19 protein-coding genes are annotated in these 20488 nt (G+C 72.7%); 5 read left to right on the top strand and 14 right to left on the bottom strand.

Annotated features, from left to right (window positions below):
- Window positions 1–267 precede the first annotated feature (267 nt).
- A complete protein-coding gene (locus ACF07S_RS16290; RefSeq protein ID WP_391964761.1) occupies window positions 268–708 on the top strand; it encodes an ATP-binding protein in 441 nt (146 codons plus the stop codon).
- A gap of 43 nt (window positions 709–751) precedes the next feature.
- Here the strand turns inward: ACF07S_RS16290 and argF are convergent, their stop codons facing one another.
- The 5 genes from argF to ACF07S_RS16265 form a co-directional block, all read right to left on the bottom strand.
- The gene (gene argF, locus ACF07S_RS16285) at window positions 752–1759 is read right to left on the bottom strand and encodes an ornithine carbamoyltransferase (protein WP_391974422.1); all 1008 of its coding nucleotides are present in this window, start codon (window positions 1757–1759) and stop codon (window positions 752–754) included.
- A gap of 98 nt (window positions 1760–1857) precedes the next feature.
- Window positions 1858–3081 (bottom strand): arginine deiminase, encoded by a 1224-nt coding sequence (locus ACF07S_RS16280; RefSeq protein WP_391964759.1) that lies wholly within the window; start codon window positions 3079–3081, stop codon window positions 1858–1860.
- Window positions 3082–3370: 289 nt separating this feature from the next.
- On the bottom strand, window positions 3371–5995 hold the full coding sequence (locus ACF07S_RS16275) for a polynucleotide kinase-phosphatase (protein WP_391974421.1): 2625 nt from the start codon (window positions 5993–5995) through the stop codon (window positions 3371–3373).
- Window positions 5992–7455: a 3' terminal RNA ribose 2'-O-methyltransferase Hen1 gene (locus tag ACF07S_RS16270; RefSeq protein WP_391974420.1), complete on the bottom strand. Its 1464-nt coding sequence runs from the start codon at window positions 7453–7455 to the stop codon at window positions 5992–5994. Before ACF07S_RS16270 ends, ACF07S_RS16275 begins: the two co-directional genes overlap by 4 nt.
- A 224-nt stretch (window positions 7456–7679) precedes the next feature.
- A complete protein-coding gene (locus ACF07S_RS16265; protein ID WP_391964756.1) occupies window positions 7680–8603 on the bottom strand; it encodes an LLM class F420-dependent oxidoreductase in 924 nt (307 codons plus the stop codon).
- A 235-nt stretch (window positions 8604–8838) separates the two neighbouring features.
- On the opposite strand from ACF07S_RS16265, the gene ACF07S_RS16260 reads away from it, so the two are divergent.
- Window positions 8839–9036 (top strand): hypothetical protein, encoded by a 198-nt coding sequence (locus tag ACF07S_RS16260; protein WP_391964755.1) that lies wholly within the window; start codon window positions 8839–8841, stop codon window positions 9034–9036.
- Window positions 9037–9062: 26 nt separating this feature from the next.
- Here the strand turns inward: ACF07S_RS16260 and ACF07S_RS16255 are convergent, their stop codons facing one another.
- The 8 genes from ACF07S_RS16255 to ACF07S_RS16220 form a co-directional block, all read right to left on the bottom strand.
- Window positions 9063–9533 (bottom strand): DUF6099 family protein, encoded by a 471-nt coding sequence (locus tag ACF07S_RS16255; RefSeq protein ID WP_391964754.1) that lies wholly within the window; start codon window positions 9531–9533, stop codon window positions 9063–9065.
- Between the two features lie 182 nt (window positions 9534–9715).
- On the bottom strand, window positions 9716–10084 hold the full coding sequence (locus tag ACF07S_RS16250) for a nucleotide pyrophosphohydrolase (RefSeq protein ID WP_391964753.1): 369 nt from the start codon (window positions 10082–10084) through the stop codon (window positions 9716–9718).
- A complete protein-coding gene (locus ACF07S_RS16245) occupies window positions 10077–11261 on the bottom strand; it encodes an ATP-binding protein (protein ID WP_391974419.1) in 1185 nt (394 codons plus the stop codon). The genes ACF07S_RS16250 and ACF07S_RS16245 overlap by 8 nt, the downstream gene beginning before the upstream one ends.
- 174 nt (window positions 11262–11435) lie before the next feature.
- Window positions 11436–11831, bottom strand: coding sequence for a cell division protein SepF (locus tag ACF07S_RS16240; protein WP_391974418.1), 396 nt, complete (start codon window positions 11829–11831; stop codon window positions 11436–11438).
- A gap of 282 nt (window positions 11832–12113) precedes the next feature.
- Entirely contained in the window at window positions 12114–13604 is a 1491-nt protein-coding gene (locus tag ACF07S_RS16235; protein WP_391964750.1) for a glycoside hydrolase family 3 protein, read from the bottom strand.
- A gap of 9 nt (window positions 13605–13613) precedes the next feature.
- Window positions 13614–14444, bottom strand: coding sequence for a carbohydrate ABC transporter permease (locus tag ACF07S_RS16230; RefSeq protein ID WP_391964749.1), 831 nt, complete (start codon window positions 14442–14444; stop codon window positions 13614–13616).
- Window positions 14441–15427 (bottom strand): carbohydrate ABC transporter permease, encoded by a 987-nt coding sequence (locus tag ACF07S_RS16225; protein WP_391964748.1) that lies wholly within the window; start codon window positions 15425–15427, stop codon window positions 14441–14443. The genes ACF07S_RS16230 and ACF07S_RS16225 overlap by 4 nt, the downstream gene beginning before the upstream one ends.
- Before the next feature lie 88 nt (window positions 15428–15515).
- Window positions 15516–16787: an extracellular solute-binding protein gene (locus ACF07S_RS16220; protein WP_391964747.1), complete on the bottom strand. Its 1272-nt coding sequence runs from the start codon at window positions 16785–16787 to the stop codon at window positions 15516–15518.
- 370 nt (window positions 16788–17157) lie between these two features.
- Between ACF07S_RS16220 and ACF07S_RS16215 the strand changes: the two genes are divergently transcribed.
- Window positions 17158–17922, top strand: coding sequence for a GntR family transcriptional regulator (locus ACF07S_RS16215; RefSeq protein ID WP_391964746.1), 765 nt, complete (start codon window positions 17158–17160; stop codon window positions 17920–17922).
- A 158-nt stretch (window positions 17923–18080) separates the two neighbouring features.
- Here ACF07S_RS16215 and ACF07S_RS16210 read toward each other — a convergent pair whose 3' ends face one another.
- On the bottom strand, window positions 18081–18722 hold the full coding sequence (locus tag ACF07S_RS16210; RefSeq protein WP_391964745.1) for a superoxide dismutase: 642 nt from the start codon (window positions 18720–18722) through the stop codon (window positions 18081–18083).
- A gap of 292 nt (window positions 18723–19014) precedes the next feature.
- Between ACF07S_RS16210 and ACF07S_RS16205 the strand changes: the two genes are divergently transcribed.
- Both ACF07S_RS16205 and ACF07S_RS16200 read left to right on the top strand, forming a co-directional pair.
- Window positions 19015–19527: a hypothetical protein gene (locus tag ACF07S_RS16205; RefSeq protein ID WP_391964744.1), complete on the top strand. Its 513-nt coding sequence runs from the start codon at window positions 19015–19017 to the stop codon at window positions 19525–19527.
- A gap of 82 nt (window positions 19528–19609) precedes the next feature.
- Window positions 19610–20452, top strand: a complete 843-nt coding sequence (locus ACF07S_RS16200) for a DUF4097 domain-containing protein (protein WP_391964743.1) — start codon at window positions 19610–19612, stop codon at window positions 20450–20452.
- The last annotated feature ends 36 nt before the right edge of the window (window positions 20453–20488 follow it).

The following is a 20488-nucleotide window of genomic DNA, read 5'->3' as shown; positions in this document are numbered from 1 at the left end:
GCGGCAGCGCGCGCCCGGGGATGCCCCGGGTTCCGCACCGCCGCCCCCTCGTCACACCCGTCACATCCATCACATCCGTCACGACTCGTCGACATGCCGGTAACGGTGGGACCGCGCGCGGGAGGCGGGGCGCGGACCCGGGCAGGCCGCCCGTTGCCGGGGCGGAACGCCCCGGACGGCGCCCGCCGGGGCACCGGTGCCGCCCCCTCGCGGGGGCGCACCGGGTGCGCCGTACCATTGGCGGCTGAATACAGGAGCACCCGCTCCGTGAACGGACCCGTTGTGCACGAACCTCCCGCCGCCTCCTCCTGGCGCGTCGCGCTGCCGCACACCAGCGCGGCGGTGCCCGTGGCCCGGGCCCTGGTCCGCACGGCCCTGGCCGAGCGGGAGCACACCGCCGACAGCGACACGGCGGAGCTGCTGACGGCGGAGCTGGTGGCCAACGCGGTGGAGCACACCTCGGTGGGCGGTCCGATAGAGCTGGTGGTGCGGCTGCTGCCGGCCGGCTTCCACGTCGAGGTGCACGACGCGGACCCGGCACCGCCCGACGGTCTCACCCGTCCGGTCCTCGAAGCGCCCGACCCCTGGCAGGAGCACGGGCGCGGACTGCTGCTGATCCGCGCCCTGAGCTCGTCCTGCGGCCACCGCCCCACCGCGTCCGGCAAGGCGGTGTGGTTCCGGCTGCCGGGCCGGCCGCACCCGGCCTGACCGGGCCGGACCGGCGCGACCCGCGGACCGGGCGGCGGGGTGCTCAGGCCAGGGTCGCGACCAGGACCGCCTTGATCGTGTGCATGCGGTTCTCCGCCTCGTCGAAGACGACCGAGTGCGCCGATTCGAACACCTCGTCGGTCACCTCCAGCGAGGTGAGCCCGTGGCTCTCGAAGACGTCCCGCCCGATCCTGGTGCCGAGGTCGTGGAAGGCCGGCAGGCAGTGCAGGAACCTGACGTCCGGATTTCCTGTGGCGCGCAGGACGTCCATGGTGACCGCGTACGGAGCGAGGGCGGCGATCCGCTCGCCCCAGACCTCCTTGGGCTCCCCCATGGAGACCCAGACGTCCGTGGCGACGAAGTCGGCGCCCGCGACACCCTCGGCGACGTCCTCGGTGAGCGTGATCCGGGCGCCGCTGGAGACGGCGAGCTCCCGGGCCCGGTCGACGACCTCCTGGGCGGGCCAGTACGACTTCGGGGCGACGACGCGCACGTCCATGCCCAGCAGGGCCGCGGTCACCAGGTAGGAGTTGCCCATGTTGAAGCGGGCGTCGCCGAGGTAGGCGAAGGCGATCCCGGTGAGCGGCTTGGAGCTGTGCTCGGTCATGGTGAGCACGTCGGCCAGCATCTGGGTGGGGTGCCAGTCGTCGGTGAGACCGTTGTAGACCGGCACTCCCGCGTACGCCGCGAGCTCCTCCACCTTCGCCTGGCTGTCCCCCCGGTACTCGATGCCGTCGTACATCCGGCCCAGCACCCGGGCGGTGTCCTTCACGGACTCCTTGTGTCCCATCTGCGAGCCGGACGGGTCGAGGTACGTCGTCGAGGCGCCCTGGTCCGCGGCGGCGACCTCGAACGCGCAGCGCGTGCGCGTCGAGGTCTTCTCGAAGATCAGCGCGATGTTCCTGCCCCGCAGGTACCGGTGCTCGGTCCCGGCCCGCTTGGCCGCCTTCAGCTCGGCGGCCAGCTCCAGCAGGCCGAGGAACTCCTGCGCGGTGAAGTCCAGCTCCTTGAGGAAGTGCCGGCCGGCGAGGGCGGTCGGAACGGTCGCCATGGGGGCTCCAGGGATGGGGAACACGAACACCTGGAAGTCTATACGACGATTTGTATTTCTATACAGGGGTGCACGGGGTCGCGTCGCACAGCAGTGCGCTACACGGGGTCCCGCTGCACGGGACAGCTCATGCAGCGCGGTCCGCCCCTCCCCCGGCCCAGCTCGCTGCCCGGGATCTCTATCACCTCGATGCCCTGCTTGCGCAGGTGCGTGTTGGTGGTGGCGTTCCGCTCGTAGGCGACGACCACTCCCGGCTCCACGGCCAGGACGTTGCAGCCGTCGTCCCACTGTTCGCGCTCGGCCGCGTGGACGTCCTGGGTGGCGGTCAGCACGCGGATCTCGCTCAGTCCGAGGGCGGCGGCGATCGCGCGGTGCATGTGCTCGGGCGGATGGTCGGTGACCTTCAGCTCCTTGTCCCCCACGCCCGGCTCGATGGTGTACGAGCGGAGCATGCCGAGACCGGCGTACTGGGTGAAGGTGTCGCCGTCGACCATCGTCATCACCGTGTCGAGATGCATGAAGGCGCGTCTCTTCGGCATGTCGAGGGCGACGATGGTCTCGGCGGAACCGGCCGCGAACAGCTTGTGGGCGAGCATCTCCACGGCCTGCGGAGTGGTCCGCTCGCTCATCCCGATCAGCACCGCCCCGTTGCCGATGACCAGGACGTCCCCGCCCTCGATGGTGGACGGGTAGTCGGCCTGCCCCTCGGACCAGACGCGGAACGGCTCCTCGCGGAAGAGGGGGTGATGGCGGTAGATCGCCTCGAAGTGGACGGTCTCGCGCTGCCGGGCCGGCCACCGCATCGCGTTGATGGCGACACCGTCGTAGATCCAGGCGGAGGTGTCGCGGGTGAAGAGGTGGTTGGGCAGCGGCCCGAGGAGGAAGTCGTCGAGCTCCATGGCGTGGAAGCGCACGGAGACCGGCTCCGGGTGGGCGTCCAGGAACTCCCGCTTGGTCATCCCGCCGACCAGCACCTCGGCCAGTTCCGGCGCGGGCAGCGTCTCGAACGCGGCGCGGAGGTGGTCGGTGGCCAGCGGACCGTACTCCTTCTCGTCGAAGACGCGGTCCAGTACGAGGGCGCGTGCCGCCGGGATCTCCAGCGTCCCGGACAGCAGGTCACCGAAGAGGTGGACGGCGACGCCCCGGTCGCGCAGGACGTCGGCGAACCCGTCGTGCTCGGCGCGCGCCCGGCGCACCCAGAGCACGTCGTCGAAGAGCAGGGCGTCCTTGTTGCTGGGGGTGAGCCTCTTGAGCTCGATATCGGGCCGGTGCAGGATGACACGGCGCAGTCGTCCGGCCTCGGAGTCGACGTGGTAGGTCATGCCTCCATCCTGACCACCCGGACGCTTGTTCACCCCTGTCCGCGGCCTATGAAAACACCGCTCGCGCCCCTCGGCCGGTCGCCGCGGAACCGGCTCGGGCCGGGGCGGGGCGGCGGCGTACCCGTCGGGCGCGGCGACGGCGTCACCGGCGGCGAGGTGTCCGCCGGGGGTACGGGGCGGGCGGCGGGCCGGGGCGAGCGGACCACGGGAACCATGAGGTCGGCATGCGCCGGTCCGGTCCGGCCGGGCCGTGGGGCGGCCCACCCGGACCGGGTCGCGTGCGCGTCCGCTACAGCCGCGGGTCCACCGGCTCCGATTCCAGCGCCAGGACGGCGAACACCGCCTCGTGGATCCGCCACAGCGGCTCGCCGCCGGCCAGGCGGTCCAGGGCCTCCAGGCCGAGTGCGTACTCGCGGACCGCGAGGGACCGCTTGTGGTTCAGGAACCGGTTGCGCAGCCGGGCCAGGTTCTCCGGGCGGGTGTACTCGGGGCCGTAGACGATGCGCAGGTACTCGCGGCCCCGGCACTTGATGCCGGGCTGCACCAGGCGGCCGGCTCCCTCCCCGTCGCCGGCCGCTCCCCCTCCGGCGGCTCCTTCCCCGCCGCCGGCGTCGCCCGGCTGGGGGGACCGGCCGCGGACCAGGGCGCCGAGCGGCTTGACGACCATGCCCTCGCCGCCGCGGCCGGTCATCTCCAGCCACCAGTCCACTCCGGCCCGTACCGACTCGGGGTCGGCCGTGTCGACGTAGAGGCGGCGGGTGGTCTGCAGCAGGCCGGTGGCGTCGTGCTCGACCACGCGGTCGATCAGGGCGAGCTGCTCGTCGTGCGGCAGGGCGGCGAGGCTGCGGCCCTGGACGGCGAGGATCTGGAACGGAACCAGGCGCACGCCGTCCAGGCCCTCGGTGGTCCAGCAGTAGCGGCGGTAGGCGTCGGTGAACGCGGTGGCGGCGTCCGCCCGTTCGCGCTGGCGGTGCAGCAGGTCGCGCACCTCGACACCGCGGGCCGCCGCGCCCTCCAGGGCGGCCACGGCGTCCGGGAGGACCGCGCCGGAGGCGGCGCCGACCGCGGCGTACTGGGAGCGCAGCAGGCCGGACGCCTTCAGCGACCACGGCATCAGCTCGGCGTCCAGCAGCAGCCAGTCGGTCTCGAGCCGCTCCCACAGGCCGGCCTCGGTGACGGCCGTGCGCAGCCGGCCGAGGATCTCCTCCGTGACGGCGGCGTCGTCGAAGAACGGGCGGCCGGTGCGGGTGTAGAGCGAGCCGGTCGGGCCCGCGACGCCGAACCGCGCGGTGGCCGCGGCGGCGTCGCGGCAGACCAGGGCGACCGCGCGGGATCCCATGTGCTTCTCCTCGCACACGACGCGCGCGACGCCGTCCCGCGCGTACTGGGCGAACGCCTCGGCCGGGTGCTCCAGAAAGCCGTCGAGGCGGGAGGTGGCGGTGGGTGCCATGGTCGGCGGGAGGTACGGCAGCAGGCGCGGGTCGACCGCGAAGCGGCTCATCACCTCCAGCGCCGCCGCCGCGTTCTCCTCGCGGACGGATACCCGGCCGGCGTGCCGGGTCTCCACGACCCGGCGGCCGCGCACGTCGGCGAGGTCCAGCGGCCGTCCGTCGTGGCCGCCGGGGGCCTCGGTGCGCAGCGGGCGGGCGGGCTCGTACCAGACCTTCCCGGCGGGTACGTCGACCAGTTCGCGCTCCGGCCAGCGCAGCGCGGTGAGCTTGCCGCCGAAGACGGCGCCGGTGTCCAGGCAGATGGTGTTGTTCAGCCAGGTGGCCTCCGGGACCGGGGTGTGGCCGTAGACGACGGCCGCCCGGCCGCGGTAGTCCTCGGCCCACGGGTAGCGCACGGGCAGGCCGAACTCGTCGGTCTCGCCGGTGGTGTCGCCGTACAGGGCGTGGCTGCGGACCCGGCCGGAGGTGCGGCCGTGGTACTTCTCCGGCAGACCGGCGTGGCAGACCACGAGCCGGCCGCCGTCGAGGACGTAGTGGCTGACCAGACCGTCGACGAACTCCCGTACCTCGGCGCGGAACTCCTCGCTCTCGCCGTCCATCTGGGCGATGGTCTCGGCGAGTCCGTGGGTGTGCTGGACCTTGCGGCCCCGCAGGTGACGGCCGAACTTGTTCTCGTGGTTGCCGGATACGCACAGCGCGCTGCCGGACTTGACCATGGCCATGACGCGGCGCAGCACGCCGGGGCTGTCCGGGCCGCGGTCGACGAGGTCACCGACGAAGACGGCGGTGCGGCCCTCGGGGTGCGTGCCGTCGGCGTATCCCAGCCTGGTGAGCAGGGACTCCAGTTCGGCGGAGCAGCCGTGGACGTCGCCGATGACGTCGAAGGGGCCGGTGAGGTGGGTGAGGTCGTTGAACCGCTTCTCGGTGACGACGGTGGCGTGCTCGATCTCCTCGACGCCGCGCAGGACGTGCACCTTGCGGAAGCCCTCGCGCTCCAGGTGGCGCAGGGAGCGGCGCAGTTCGCGGGTGTGGCGCCGGATGACCCGGCGGGGCATGTCGGCGCGGTCGGTGCGGGCCGCGTTGCGTTCGGCGCACACCTCCTCGGGCACGTCGAGCACGATGGCTATGGGAAGCACGTCGTGCTGCCTGGCCAGGTCCACGAGCTGCCGGCGGGACTCCTGCTGGACGCTGGTGGCGTCGACGACGGTGCGCCGGCCGGCGGCCAGGCGTTTGCCGGCGATGTAGTGCAGGACGTCGAAGGCGTCGCGGGAGGCGCTCTGGTCGTTCTCGTCGTCGGCGACCAGGCCCCGGCAGAAGTCGGAGGAGAGGACCTCGGTGGGCGTGAAGTGGCGGCGGGCGAAGGTGGACTTGCCCGAGCCGGAGGCGCCGACGAGCACCACGAGGGAGAGGTCGGTGACGGGCAGGGCGCGGGCGCGCGGGTGCTGGGTGCCGGTGGTGGTCATGCGGCCTTCGTCTCCTGCGCGGTCGCGGCCTGGAACACGGCCATCTGGGTGGGCGGCCCGACCTCGGGGTCGTCCGGTCCCACGGGGGTGAACTCCACGTCGTAGCCGTGGCGTTCGGCCAACTGGCGGGCCCAGGAGCGGAACTCCTCGCGGGTCCACTCGAAGCGGTGGTCGCCGTGCCGGACGTGGCCGGCCGGGAGGCTCTCCCAGCGCACGTTGTACTCCACGTTGGGGGTGGTGACGAGGACCGTCCGGGGGCGGGCCGCGCCGAACACGGCGTACTCCAGGGCGGGCAGCCGGGGGAGGTCGAGGTGTTCGATCACCTCGCTGAGCACGGCGGCGTCGTACCCCTTGAGCCGGTGGTCGGTGTACACCAGCGAGCCCTGGAGGAGCTTCACGCGCGACGCCTGCCGCTCCCCCATGCGGTCCAGTCCCAGCCGGCGGGAGGCGATGGCGAGGGCGCGCATCGACACGTCGACGCCGACGATCTCGGTGAAGGCGGGGTCCTCGAGCAGTTCCCGTACGAGCTGTCCCTGGCCGCAGCCGAGGTCGAGGACCCGGGCGGCTCCGCACGCGCGGAGGGCGGCGGTGATCGCGTCCCGCCGCCGCACGGCGAGCGGGGCCGGCTTCTCCTCGGTCTCCGTCTCCGCCGCCACGGCGTTGTCGATCTCCTCGACGTCGCTGTCGTCGGCCTCGGCCAGCCGGACCAGTTCCAGCCGCTCCCTCGCCTGCCGGGTCAGTGACCAGCGGCGGGACAGGTAGCGGCTGGTGATGAGCTGCTGCTCCGGGTGCCCGGGCAGCCAGCCCTCGCCCGCGCGCAGCAGCTTGTCGACCTCGTCGGAGGAGACCCAGTAGTGCTTGGCGTCGTCGAGGACGGGGAGCAGGACGTAGAGGTGGCGCAGGGCCTCGGCGACGGTGAGGGTGTCCGCCGCCAGGGTGAGGCGTACGTAGCGCGAGTCGCCCCACTCGGGGAACCCGGCGTCCAGGGCCACGGGGTCGGCGGTGACCGTCCAGCCGAGCGGTTCGAAGAGCGCCCGGACGAGTCCGGGGCCGCCGCGGGCGGGCAGCGCGGGCACCTCGATGCGCAGGGGGCGCGGCCGGTCCGGGAGTTCCGGGCGGGCGTGGCAGGCACCGCGCATCGCACTGGAGAAGACAGCGCTGAGCGCGACGGCGAGGAGGGAGGACGCCGCGTACGGGCGGTCGTTGACGTACTGCGCGAGGGCGGCGTCGGGCGCGCCGCCGCGGCCCTTGCCCTTGCCGCGCCGGACCAGTGCCACGGCGTCCACCTCCAGCAGCAGCGCCGCCGTGCAGCGCTCGTCGTCCGCCTCGGGGTAGAAAACGTGCGCCGTGCCGTAGGACAGCCCGGCCGAGAACGCACGGTCGGGATGCTTGTGCAGCAGGAAGCCGAGGTCGGTGGCCGGATACCGCTCATTGCCCGTGGTGGAGATCGTCAGGAACACGTGACCGAGTATGGGCGCCGGCGGGCCCACGGCGGTACCGGATTACGCCTGGGCGGCAGGGTCCTCCGCCACGTCGGCAGGGGCCCGGTGGGCTCCGTGCGGGCACTCGGTCTCCCCGGCGATCCGGAAGACCGTGGCGCGGCCGGTCCCGCGCCCGGCGGGCGGGACCGCCCTGGGGGAGGGCGGCCCCGCCCGGGAGGGGTGGGCGGGGTGCGGTGGGCGCGTTACGGGAGCTGGGACTGGACCTGGGAGGAGATCAGTTCCAGGTGGTCGAGGTCGGACAGGTCCAGGACCTGGAGGTAGAGGCGCCGGGAGCCGGTCTCGGCGTAGCGGCCGATCTTGTCGACGACCTCGGCCGGGGAGCCCGCCAGACCGTTGGCCTTGAGTTCGGCCACCTCGCGGCCGATCGCGGCGGCGCGGCGGGCGACCTCCTGGTCGTCCCTGCCGACGCAGACGACGAGGGCGTTGGAGTAGACGAGGTCGTCCGGGTCGCGGCCGGCCTCCTGGGCGGCGGCGCGGACCCGGCCGAACTGCCGCGCGGTGTCCTCGACGGAGGCGAAGGGCATGTTGAACTCGTCGGCGAACCGGGCCGCCAGGCGCGGGGTGCGGGTGGCGCCGTGGCCGCCGATGAGCACCGGCACCCTGGACTGGGCCGGCTTGGGCAGTGCGGGCGACCTGGTGAGGTCGTAGTGGGTGCCGTGGTAGTCGAAGGTCTTGCCGGGCTCGGTGGCCCACAGTCCGGTGACGATCTCCAGCTGTTCCTCCAGGCGGGCGAACTTCTCCTTGGGGAAGGGGATGCCGTACGCCTTGTGCTCCTCCTCGAACCAGCCCGCGCCCAGGCCGAGTTCGACCCGGCCGCCGGACATCTGGTCGACCTGGGCGACCTGGATGGCGAGCACGCCGGGGAGGCGGAAGGTGCCGGCGGTCATCAGGGTGCCGAGCCGGATGCGCCGGGTCTCGCGGGCGAGGCCGGCGAGGGTGATCCAGGCGTCGGTGGGGCCGGGCAGGCCGTCCCCGGAGCCCATGCTGAGGTAGTGGTCGGAGCGGAAGAAGGCGTCGAAGCCGAGGTCCTCGGTGGCCTTGGCGACGGCGAGCAAGGTGTCGTACGTGGCCCCCTGCTGGGGCTCGGTGAAGATGCGGAGATCCATGCGTCCATCCTGCCCGCTCCGCGGCGGGCGTCCGCGCCCGGCCGTGCGGCCCGCCCCGGCCCGCGGTCGGGTGAAATCGGGTGGGGACCGGTGCCGCGCCGCGCGCGGGCCAGTGACCGGTCACGGTGATGATCGTTGGCTGGGCGGAGCCGGAGTGCCCGGCGCCCGCGCCGGCCGTGTGCGCCGGTGCGTCACCGTGTCGGCCTCCCCGGGGGCCACGGGCCAGGAGGCCGTCATGTCCGAAGAGAGCGTGCCGCAGCGGGGCGGAGCGGCCGGCGGGCCGCCGCAGGGACTGGTGCAGCAGATGGAGGAGCTGATGGCGGCGCTGAACGCGAATCTGTCGGCGCTGGACGCGGATCTGCAGGCGGCGGGTCCGGGGCGGGGCGGTGGCGTCGGGCCGGTCGGTGCCGGGGACGAGGGCCAGGGCCGCTGAGGCGGCGGAGCGGGAGGCCGGTGGGTTCACCCGGCCTCCCGCTCCGGTAGGGCCGCCTCGCGGTCCGCGAGTTTGCGGAGCATCTCCAGGACGCGGTCACGGGACTCGTCCGCCGCGTCGATGGCCTCCACGCAACTCCAGTAGGTCGCCTCGTCGGGCGCGGCGCAGGCGATGCCGACCAGGGCGATACCGACCTCGCCGAGCAGACCGCCGAGATACATCAGGGACTGGCGGGCCTCGCCCAGTTCGGTGAGCTGGGCCGCGCGCAGTTCGCCCGGGCCGAGCCGCGGGGTGCCCAGGACCCCGCAGCCGTGGCCCGCCAGCTCGGTCAGCCCCAGGGCCTCGCCGCGCAGTTCGGGTGGTCCGGCCACCGCCAGGCGGCTGCCTATCGCCTGTGCCAGGGCCTGCGCCTGCCACACCTCGGTCAGCAGCTCCGGCACGCCGCCGCCCGCGGCCAGGGCCCGCCTGCTCGTCACGATGAGCCGAACAGCGTCCATGCGCTGCCCCCGTCCGTCCGACGCGCTGCCCACGCGTCCCCATGGGTTGAACTCCCTTTTCCACTACCCAGAGTGAAGGGGTGTGAGGCAAAAAGCCAGTGGAAGACGGAAATCTGCGGACAACAATTCGAGTACGGGCCGCGCGTCGGACACGGAGAGTGAAATCGGAGTCGGCGGCTCCCTCACTCCGGGGGCTGCTTCACGACCGGGAACCTGGCCTCGTTGCGCTCGATCTTGGCGGCCAGCGCGGCCAGCGGATCGACGCCGAGGACCTCGCACAGCTGGAGGAGATAGGCGAGGACGTCGGCGACCTCGTCGGTGACGCGGTGCGCGGTGCCGGGGTCGTCCATGACCCGGGCGGACTCCTCGGGCGTCAGCCACTGGAAGATCTCCAGGAGTTCGGACGCCTCCACGCTGAGCGCGGCGACGAGGTTCTTCGGGGTGTGGTACGGCCCCCAGTCCCGCGCGGCGGCGAAGTCGGCGAGGCGGCGCCGGAGTTGCGCGAGATCGAGGGGGGTGGCGGGGTTCCGGTCGTCGTACGGATCAGTCACGGGACAGGTGTACCACCGTCACTCCGGGCACGTCCGCGGCCCAGGAGGCGTCGCTCACCGCGCCGACCAGCCGGATGTGCCCGCGCTCGCACATGCGCGCCGCCAGGCGCAGCAGGTGCGCGCGCTGTCCGGGGTCCAGGGCGCGGTCCAGGCCGTCGACGAGGACCGTGAGGGTGCGGAGCGCGTCGGGGACCTCGCCCGGTTCGTCGACCGCCAGGACGCCGGGGCCGGTGAGCAGCACCAGCGCGAGGGCGGCGTAGCGCAGTTCGCCGTCGCCGAGCCGCCGCAGATCGGTACGCGTCCCGTCGCCCCGGTCGAGCAGCGCGCGGACCAGTCCGGTGGCGTACGGCTCGGCGAGCAGGCCGGCGACCGGACCGGCGCATCCGGCGCGCACCGCGTCCACGAGGAGCGCGTGCCGGCGTCCGCACTCGGCGCGGGTGCGCCACAGCACGTCGGCGAGGTTGTCGCAGCCGCCGAGCAGCCGGCCCGAGCCGGCCGCCACGGGGGCGCGCATCCGCTCGGGGCGGGGGTCGCAGGGGAAGACGGAGCGCAGGGCGACCACCATCTGCTCGGCGGCGGCGAGCACCCTGCGCTGTCCGTGGGTCGTGCCGGCGACGCGCAGCGGCAGCAGGGCGGTGCCGAGCCGGTCGTCGGGCAGCGGGGCGCGGGTCACCGGTGTGGCCCCGGCGGTGTGCCAGGCGGCCTGCACGGCGCGGCGGCGGGGATCGCGCAGGGCGGTCTCCAGCAGGACCAGTCCGCCGGCCGTGAGCCGCTCCCCCACGATGCGCGGCTCGGGTTCGGCCTGGACGGCGACCTCCAGCCGGACCGGCCCCTCGGGGCCGTCGGCGGTGCAGCCGAGACGGAAGCCACGGCGGTGCTGGGCGTCCGCGCGGGCCCGCTCCGGCACACAGGCGCCGGGGTCCGGGAACGCCTCGCCCAGCTCGGCCCCGCCGCCGAGCCGGGCGAGTGCCTCGTACGCCCGCAGCGCGCCGGTCTTGCCGCTCCCGCTGGGTCCGGCGAGCAGGGTCAGCGGCCCGAGGGGAAGGCCGGTCCCCCGGTGCCCCGCGAACGCCGACAGCAGCAGCTCGGTGACCCGGGGCCGGCCGGGCCGCCCGCCCGGGGCGGGGATCCCGGGCGCCGGGGCGGTGTCCGGGCGGGGCGGGGAGGAGGGGGTCATGTGCGGGACGCTAGGGCGTCGCGAGCGCGGCGAACCGTTTTGCCCGAGCGGCCTTCCCACGATCGGGCGACGCGGTGCCCGGCGTCGCTCACACCCTCTGGCGCCGGGCACGCCTCTCGCGTTCCGACGCGCGGTTTCCGCGGCGCACGCGCCCCCGGTGGCACGCCCGGCCGCTCAGCTCCCCGGCACCCCGACGCCCTCCATCAGGCCCGTGACCTCCGTGCCGGCCGGGGTCAGGAGGAAGACGTTGCGGTCGACCCGGTGCATGCCGCTGGCCAGGCCGAAGACGACCCCCGTGCTGAAGTCCAGGACGCGCTTGGCGACCTCGGTCTCCGCGCCGGTCAGGTCCAGCAGCACCGGTATCCCGGACATCAGGGTCTCGGCGACGTCGCGGGCGTCCGCGAACACGTTGACGCGCAGGACGACGAAGCGGCGTCGCGCCTCGGTCACGGCCTCGGGCAGGGCGCGGTGGCCCACCGAGGAGGGCCAGGCGTCGCGGCCCCGTAGCGGAACGACCTGGGCGAGCCCCTCCCACTGTTCGTCGGTGACATCGTGGCTGTTCACCGGCATGCTCCGTCCCCTGTCGCACTGGCAGTCTGCATCGGGCAATTCTTACCCATGGTCACCCGTTCGGCCCAACAACGACACACTCCGCCATCGTGCGGGCTCCCGGCGGCCGGCGGTGCGGGCACCCTGACGGGGCGGCGGGCAGACGGCGTTGCGGACGGCCCGGGCACGGCGGCGGGCGGTGCGGGACCGGGGGGCCTCGGGCGTGTGCGGGACCTCCCCGGGCGCGTGCGGGCATGCCGAAGCGGCCCGGGTGGGGGGCCCGGGCCGCTTCTCCGGGACGGGTCAGCCCGCGAGAACCGCCTCGGCCGCGGCCACGCCGCAGACGCGGGCCGCGCCGTGGGTGGCGATGTGCAGGGCGCCGCGCGGGGCGGACTGGGGCACGCCCATCTCCACGACCACGGTGCCCGGGTCGGCGGCGAGCAGGGAGTCCAGGGCCGTGCGCATCCACGGGTGCCGGTGCTCGTCGCGGACCACGGCGACGACGCGCCGGCCGGCCGCCGCCCGCAGCGCCCGGTCACCGGCGTCGGGGCCGGTGAAGCTCCCGGTGGAGCTGCCGGGCAGCAGTCGCTCCAGCTCGGCGCCGGCGCCCCACGGGGTCTCGTCGCCCACGGCGATGTTGGGGGCCGGGTTGAAGGTGGCCACGTACACCGGTCCGGTGACCGGCGCGGGGCCGGCGGCGCGGGTGACGGTCACCGCGCGGCGGGCCGCCGTGAGGCCGATCTCCGGCTCGGGCTCGGCCGCCGCGGCCGGGGAGCGCCGTACCCCGGCGGTCCAGTCGGCCAGGGCGCGCACCCGGGCGGCGGCGTCGGCGAGCCGCTCCTCGGGCAGTTCGCCGGAGCGTACGGCGTCGACCAGCGCGTCCTGCAGGCTCTGCACCGTGTCCTCGTCGCACAGCCCGCCGCCCACGCAGATCGCGTCGGCGCCGGCCGCGATGGCGAGGACGACCCCGCGTTCGAGGCCGTAGGTGCCGGAGATGGCCCGCATCTCCATGCCGTCGGTGACGATCAGGCCCTGGTAGCCGAGTTCGCCGCGCAGCAGGTCGGTGAGGATGCGGCTCGACAGCGTGGCCGGGCGGTCCGGGTCGAGGACCGGCACCCGGATGTGCGCGCTCATCACGGCGCGGGTGCCGGCCGCGATCGCGGCACGGAACGGCTGGAGTTCGCGCTCGTGCAGCGTGGTGGTGTCGAGGTCGATGTGCGGGATCGCGTGGTGCGAGTCGACGCCGGTGTCGCCGTGGCCGGGGAAGTGCTTGGTGCAGGCGGCGACGCCGGTGGACTGCAGGCCCTCGACGTAGGCGGCGGTGTGCCGGGCCACCAGGGCGGTGTCGCCGCCGAAGGAGCGCACGCCGATCACCGGGTTGGCGGGGTTGGCGTTGACGTCGGCCGACGGCGCCCAGTTGAGGTTGACCCCGCAGTCGGCCAGCCGGCGGCCCAGCTCGCGGGCGACGCGCCGGGTCAGGCCGGTGTCGTCCACGGCGCCGAGCGCGTGGCTTCCGGGGAAGGAGGAGCCGGTGCGGACCTCGAGCCGGGTGACGTCGCCGCTCTCCTCGTCGATGGCCACGAGCAGGTCGTCGCGCTCGGCGCGCAACTGGGCGGTGAGGGCGGTGACCTGCTCGGCGGTGGCGACGTTGCGGCCGAAGAGGGCGACGGAGGCGAGGCCCTCGCCGAGCCGGCGGCGCACCCAGTCGGGCGCGGTGGTGCCGGCGAAGCCCGGCTGGAGTACGGCGAGCGCGTCCCGGGTGAGGGTGTCGGTTCCCGTGGTGAATGTCGTCATCGGGTGGCGTTATCCCTTCACGGCGCCCGCGGTGAGGCCGCTGACGGCCTTGCGCTGCAGGAAGACGAAGAGGATCAGGATCGGGACGGCGAAGAGCGAGGAGGCGGCCATGGTCGCGCCCCAGTCGTTGCCGAACTGGCTCTGGAAGCTGGACAGCCACAGCGGCAGCGTCTTGGCCTCGGTGTCCTTGTTGAGCACCAGGACCAGGGCGAACTCGTTCCAGGCGGTGATGAATCCGAACAGCGAGGTGGACATCAGCCCGGGTGCGAGCAGCGGGAGGATGACCCGGCGGAACGCCTGGGCGCGGGTGCAGCCGTCGACCATCGCCGACTCCTCCAGCTCCTTCGGCACGGCGGCGACGAAGCCGCGCAGCGTCAGGATGGTGAAGGGCAGGATCATCATCATGTAGAAGAGCGTGAGCGGCACGAGGCTGTTCAGCATGGAGGCGTCCCGCACGATCATGTACATCGCGATGATCATGACTTCCCAGGGCGCCATCTGGGCCAGCATGAAGCCGATGACGAAGCCGCGCCGCCCCCTGAACCGCATCCGTGCCAGGGCGAAGGACCCGGCCAGCGCGATGACCAGGGAGAAGACGACGGCGAGGACGGTGACGGTCAGCGAGTTGGTGACGTACGTCCAGAAGTGGTCCACCCCGGTCGCCGTCTCGAAGTGGGCGAAGGTGACGTCGGTCGGGAACCAGACCGGGTCCTCCGAGATGATGTCGCCGGTCGGCTTGAAGGCCGTGGAGAACATCCAGTACACGGGGAAGACGAAGCCGATGAACAGGACGACGGCCGTGACGTTGGGCCACAGGCGGCCGAAGAGCGAGCGCCTCACAGCTCGTCCTCCTCTTGCTTGAGCACGATCCTGAGGTAGTAAGCGGTCAGGCCGAGCATGATCAGGACGGTCAGGACGGCGATCGCCGCACCCATGCCGTAGTGCTGGTTGCCGACGCCCTCGACGTAGGCGTAGACGGGCAGGATCTCGGTGAGCCGGTCGGGGCCGCCGCCGTTGAAGGTGAACACCTGGACGAACGCCTTGAAGACCCAGATGATCTCCAGGAAGGTCGTCGCGTAGAGGAACGGCCGCAGGAACGGCATGGTGACCGTGGTGAAGCTCCGCCAGGCGCCCGCGCCGTCGAGGGACGCGGCCTCGTAGAGCTCCGTGGGGATCGTGGTGGTCGCCGCGTAGAGGTTGATCGCGACGAACGGGATGGACATCCACACGATCAGCAGGGTGACGACGAAGAACGTCGACATCTGGCCGCTGGTCCAGCTGTAGTCGGCCATGGAGTGCCAGCCGAGCTTGTCCAGGACCCAGTTGACGACACCGAAGCGCTGGGCGAACAGCCACTGGTAGACGGTGGTGGCGGCGACGACGGGCATGGCCCAGGCCAGCACCAGGCCGAGCAGCAGGGTGAACCGCATCCGCTTGCCGAGGCGGGCGAGCAGCAGGCCGACCAGGGTGCCCAGGACCATGATCAGGACGACGTTGACCGCCGTGAACAGGAGGGAGCGGAGGGTGACCCGCCAGAAGTCCTCGCCGGTGAGGACCTCCTTGTAGTTGTCGACGCCGTTCCACTCGGTGACGTGCTGGATCAGCTGCGCCATGTTGAGGTTCTGGAACGACAGCAGCAGGTCCTTCAGCAACGGCCAGCCGAGCAGCAGCGCGGTGGCCGCGCAGGCGGGCAGCAGCAACAGGTACGGGGCGAGCGCGCCGGCGCGCGACGCGGCTCGCGGTGTCGGCCTGCCGGGTCCCCCGTCGTCCGCCTTGCGGACGTCCGCCGGGCCGGAGGGCGGCCGTTCGGTCTGCACGGTCATGCTCGCGATCTCTCTTCTCGGCGTACTCGACGCGGGGCGGGGGCCGCCGAGCCGGCCGGCCCCCGTTCCGGTCGGAGCGCGTGCGCTCCTACTGCTGCTGCGCCAGGCGCTTGTTGAACTCGCCCTCGACCTGCTCGGCCGCCTCGGCCGGGGACTTGCCGTTCAGCACGGCGGTCATGTACGTCTTGATCGGGTTGGGCGCGTTCTCGACCGCGGCCCACTCCGGGATCAGCGGTGTGGTGCCGCCGACGGCGGCGGCCGGCGCGGCGGCCTCGGCGGGGGCGTTGCCCTCGAGGTTGCTCTGCAGCGACTCCTTGTTGGGGATGACGCCGTTGAGCTTGGCCAGCTGGCCCTCGAACTTGTCGGAGAGGGCGAGCTTCAGGAACTCCTTGGCGAGTTCCTGCTTCTGGCTGCCGGCGGCGACGGCGAGGTTGGAGCCGCCGAGGAAGACTCCCTCGGGCTTGTCGGCCGCGGCACCCGGGATGGTGAAGTAGCCGATCTGCTTCTCGATCTTCGGGTTGGCCTCGATCGCGATGCCGGCTTCCCAGCCCATGCCGATGAAGGCGCCGACGTCGCCCTTGGCGAAGACCTCGCCCTGCTGCGGGGTGGCCTCGTCCTTGTCCTTGGGCGCCTTCGACAGCGCCTGGAACTTCTTGTACGTCTCCATGGCGGCGGCGACCTTGGGGTCGTCGAGGTTGGAGACGTACTTGTCGCCGTCCTTCTTGACCAGTTCGGCGCCCTCGCCGATCACCAGGCCGACGAAGTGGTACCAGTTCTGGCCCGGCAGGTAGATCGGCTCGGCGTCGGTCTTGTCACCGATCGTCTTCAGCGCGTCGTAGAACTCGTCGCGGGTCTTGGGGGTGCCCTTGAGCCCGGCGTCCGCCCAGACCTTCTTGTTGTAGAGGACGACGCGGTTGGCGAAGTACCAGGGCGCCGCGTACTGCTTGCCGTCGTAGACGGACGACTCGTTGAGGGACTCGGTCCACTCGCCGCCGATCTCGGACTTGAGGCCGGCGAGGTCGGCGAGGCCGCCGGTCTTGGCGTAGGCCGGGGTCTGGGTGTTGCCGATCTCGAAGACGTCGGGCGGGTTCTCCTCGGACAGGGCGGTGGTCAGCCTCTGCTGGATGCCGTTCCACTGCTGGACCTCGAACTTGACCTTCGCCTCGGTCTTCGCCTCGAACTCGGTGGCGAGGTCCTTCTGCCACTGGTCCGGGGAGGAGCCGTCCATCACCCATACGGTGAGCGTCTGCCCGGCGTACCCGTCGGCGCCCGCCTTGTCGTCGCCGCCGTCGCCGCCGCACGCCGCGACCGAGAACACCATGCCCGCGACCCCGATCGCGGATATCAGCTTGCGCTTCACGCGCCACCCCTCCTACGGAATGCCTTGCACACCCACGCCCTCGGCGGTGACCCTCACAGCGGCGCAACAGCTCGGCGGGCTGGGACCCGGCTTCCTCTAAATGGTTTAGACCAGCAAGGGGAGCTTGGCCTAGACCTATGGTCCTGTCAAGGGTCGGGCACGCACACCTCGACAGCGTCTCCGGGACCCCCGCGGCGGGCGCCGAACTGCGCACAAAGGGGGGCAGGTCGGGGGTTGGACTAGACCAAAAAGAGGACTCACCGTTATAACGGGATCGCCGAGCGTGCGGCGCCGAATCCGGCCGTCCGCCGACGTGCACCGCGGCCGGCGCCGGCCGTCCGCGCGCGACACCGCAGCCGGAAGGCAGGTCATGAGCACGGACGTCAGCAGCGCCCAGGCAGGTACGGGGGCGCCGGGCCGGATCGGTCGCGTTCCGAAGTACTACCGCATCAAGCAGCGGCTCCTGCAGATGACCGACGAGCGCGCACCGGGTTCCCCGATGCCGGCCGAGCGCCTGCTCGCCGTCGAGTTCCGTACCTCCCGCACCACCGTGCGCAAGGCCCTGCAGGAACTCGTGGGCGAGGGCCGTCTGGACCGCATCCAGGGCAAGGGCACGTTCGTCGCCCGCCCGAAGGTCTACCGGACGCTCCGGCTGACCTCGTACACCGAGGACATGCGCGCCCAGGGACTCAGTCCCGCCTCGCGGGTCCTGGACATCGGCTACCGCCCCGCCGACGAGGAACTGGCGGCCCTGCTCGGGATGGAGCCGGGCGAGAGGGTGCTGCGCATCGAGCGGCTGCGGCTGGCCGGCGGCGAGCCCATGGCCATCGAGACGACCCACCTCTCCGCCCGGCGCTTCCCCGCGCTGCGCCGCAACCTCACCCGCCACACCTCGCTCTACACCACCCTCGCCGAGGTGTACGGCGTACGGCCGGCCGAGGCCGACGAGACCATCGAGACCTCCCCGGCGACACCGCGCGAGGCCGGGCTGCTCGACACGGACGTGGGCCTGCCGATGCTGCTGCTGTCCCGGCACTCGCGGGACGAGACGGGGACGCCCGTGGAGTGGGTCCGCTCGGTGTACCGCGGCTCGCGGTACAAGTTCACGGCGGTCCTGCGGCCCCCGACACCCTGACCCGGTGGTTCGCGCCCGACGCGGTCGGGCATGGCACGGGCCGGGCGGGACGTCCCTCGACACGGCCCGCCGGTCCGGTCACCGGACGGGGGCTCCCGCACGCGAGGTCCGTGCGGGAGTCCTCGCCGTCGCCGGCCGTTCCCGGCGCGGCCGTGCCGTCACGGAGCGAGCAGCAGGGTGTTGCCGCGTTCCTTGGCGGCGGCGTGACGCCGGGCCACGTCCTGCCAGTTGACGACCTGCCACATGGCCTCGACGAAGTCGGCCTTCTGGTTCCTGTACTGCAGGTAGAAGGCGTGCTCCCAGGCGTCGAAGACCAGGATGGGGGTGGAGCCCTGGCCGACGTTGCCCTGGTGGTCGTAGACCTGCTCGACGATCAGCCGCCCGCTCAGCGGCTCGTACGCCAGGACGCCCCAGCCCGAACCCTGCGTGGTGGCCGACGCCTTGGACAGCTGGGCCTTGAAGCGGGCGAAGGAACCGAAGGACTCGGCGATGGCGTCCGCCAGCTCCCCCACCCCGTCCTTGTCCAGCGGTTCGCCGCCGCCGTCGCCGGTCATGTTGTGCCAGTAGATCGAGTGCAGGATGTGCCCGGAGAGGTGGAAGGCCAGGCTCTTCTCCAGGCCGTTGACCGACCCCCACGTCTCCTTCTCCCGCGCCTCCGCCAGCTGTTCCAAGGTGTCGTTGGCGCCCTTCACATAGGCCGCGTGGTGCTTGTCGTGGTGCAGTTCGATGATCTCGGGGCTGATGACCGGGGCGAGTGCCGCGTAGTCGTACGGGAGCTCCGGGAGCGTGTACAGCGCCATGTCCAACATCCTCCGGCTTAATTGCGAGTCATGTGCAACTGCACGCTAACAGCAACAGAGCCCGTCGGCGCTGCGTGACACCAGGTGACACCATCTGGCACCACTTGGCACCAGGTGACGCCATCCGGTGCCATTCCACACCTCCAGACACACATGGAGGGATCCGGCGCCGCATCAATTCGAATTCCCCGGTCCGCGTTCTCGCAGCTCAGAAGCGCCATGACGCCATCCGGACGCCACACGGCACCACTCGGGCTTGCACATGGCGCCACAACGGTGCCATGATGACGCCATGGACCTCACCCCGTATGTCGACACCCTCCGCCGCGAACTCGCGGTGGCCGCCGAAGCCGGCGGCGACGAGGCCCGTGAGCTGGCCGAGAGGCTCACCGCTCCCCTGGAGTCGGCGGCCCGGCTGACCATGCTCCACGTGCTCTCCGCCGCGATGGACGAGATCACCCGCGAACTCGCCCCCGGCTCGGTCGACGTACGGCTGCGCGGACTCGACCCCGACTTCGTGGTGACACCGCCGCCCACCGACGGCGGTGTCACCGCGGAGCCGGCCGCGCCGGTCGAACCGTTCAGGGCCCCGGCCGACGCCGACGAGGGCGGCACCGCCCGCGTCAACCTCCGTCTGCCGGCCCCTCTCAAGGCCCGGGCCGAGGAGGCCGCGAGCCGCGAGGGCCTGTCGGTCAACGCATGGCTGGTGCGCGCCGTCTCGGCCGCGGTCGACGGCGGCACCCGGCCGCGGACGACGGAGAAGACCCAGACCGTCGGACAGAGCTTCACGGGCTGGGTGCGCTGACCGCGCTCCCGCCCGCACCACCTCACCACCACCACGTCCCACCAGCGGGGACGCCCTGAAGACCCATGAGGACGGGACAGCCATGCCTTCTTTCGACACCCCCGAACCGATCTCGGCCACGGCTCACGTGGAGGCCGGTTCCCTCCAGTTCACCGCGGGCGACCGCCCCGACACCGTCGTCGAGGTGCGGCCCCGCGACCCGAAGAAGGATCTGGACGTGCGGACGGCCGACCAGACCGAGGTCACGTACGCGGGCGGCGCCCTGACCGTCAGGACGCCCAAGCCCAATCTGTTCGGCCGTACCGGTGTCGTCGACGTGGCGGTCGAACTGCCCACGGGCTCGCGCATCGACGTGACCGGCGCCTGGACCCAGGTGCTCGGTGAGGGCCGGCTCGGCGAGGTCCGCGTGAAGACCTCGTCCGGCGACGTCCGCCTCGACACGACGGGCCCGCTGAAGCTGACCGCTTCGCACGGCTCGATCACCGTGGACCGGGTCGAGGGCACGGCCGAGATCACCACCAGCTCCGGCAGCCTGCGCGTCGGCCTCGCCGACGGCCCCGCCGTCCTGAAGAACTCGCACGGCACCACGACCGTCGACGCCGCGACCGGCGAGCTGCGGGTGAGCGGCGCCAACGGCGACATCGAGATCCGGCGCGCCGAGGACTCGGTCACCGCCACCACCGCCCACGGCACCCTGCGTGTGGGTGAAGTGGTCCGCGGCACCGTCCAGCTGGAGACCAACTACGGCGCCATCGAGGTCGGCGTCCGCGAGGGCACGGCCGCCTGGCTCGACGTCAGCTCGGGTTCGGGGCAGGTCCGCAACGCCCTCACCGCGTCCGACACCCCGGAGCGGACCGAGGACACCGTCAAGGTCCGCGCCCGCACCCGGCACGGCAACATCGACATCCGCCGCGCCAAGTCCTGAGCGCCGGCATCCGCGACAGCCCCGCCACCCACCCGT

This window comes from Streptomyces sp. NPDC016640, from assembly GCF_043076215.1.
Classification (GTDB): Bacteria; Actinomycetota; Actinomycetes; order Streptomycetales; family Streptomycetaceae; genus Streptomyces.
The sequence above is the reverse complement of the archived record's forward strand: the minus strand, read 5'-3'. Positions and strand labels throughout refer to the sequence as shown.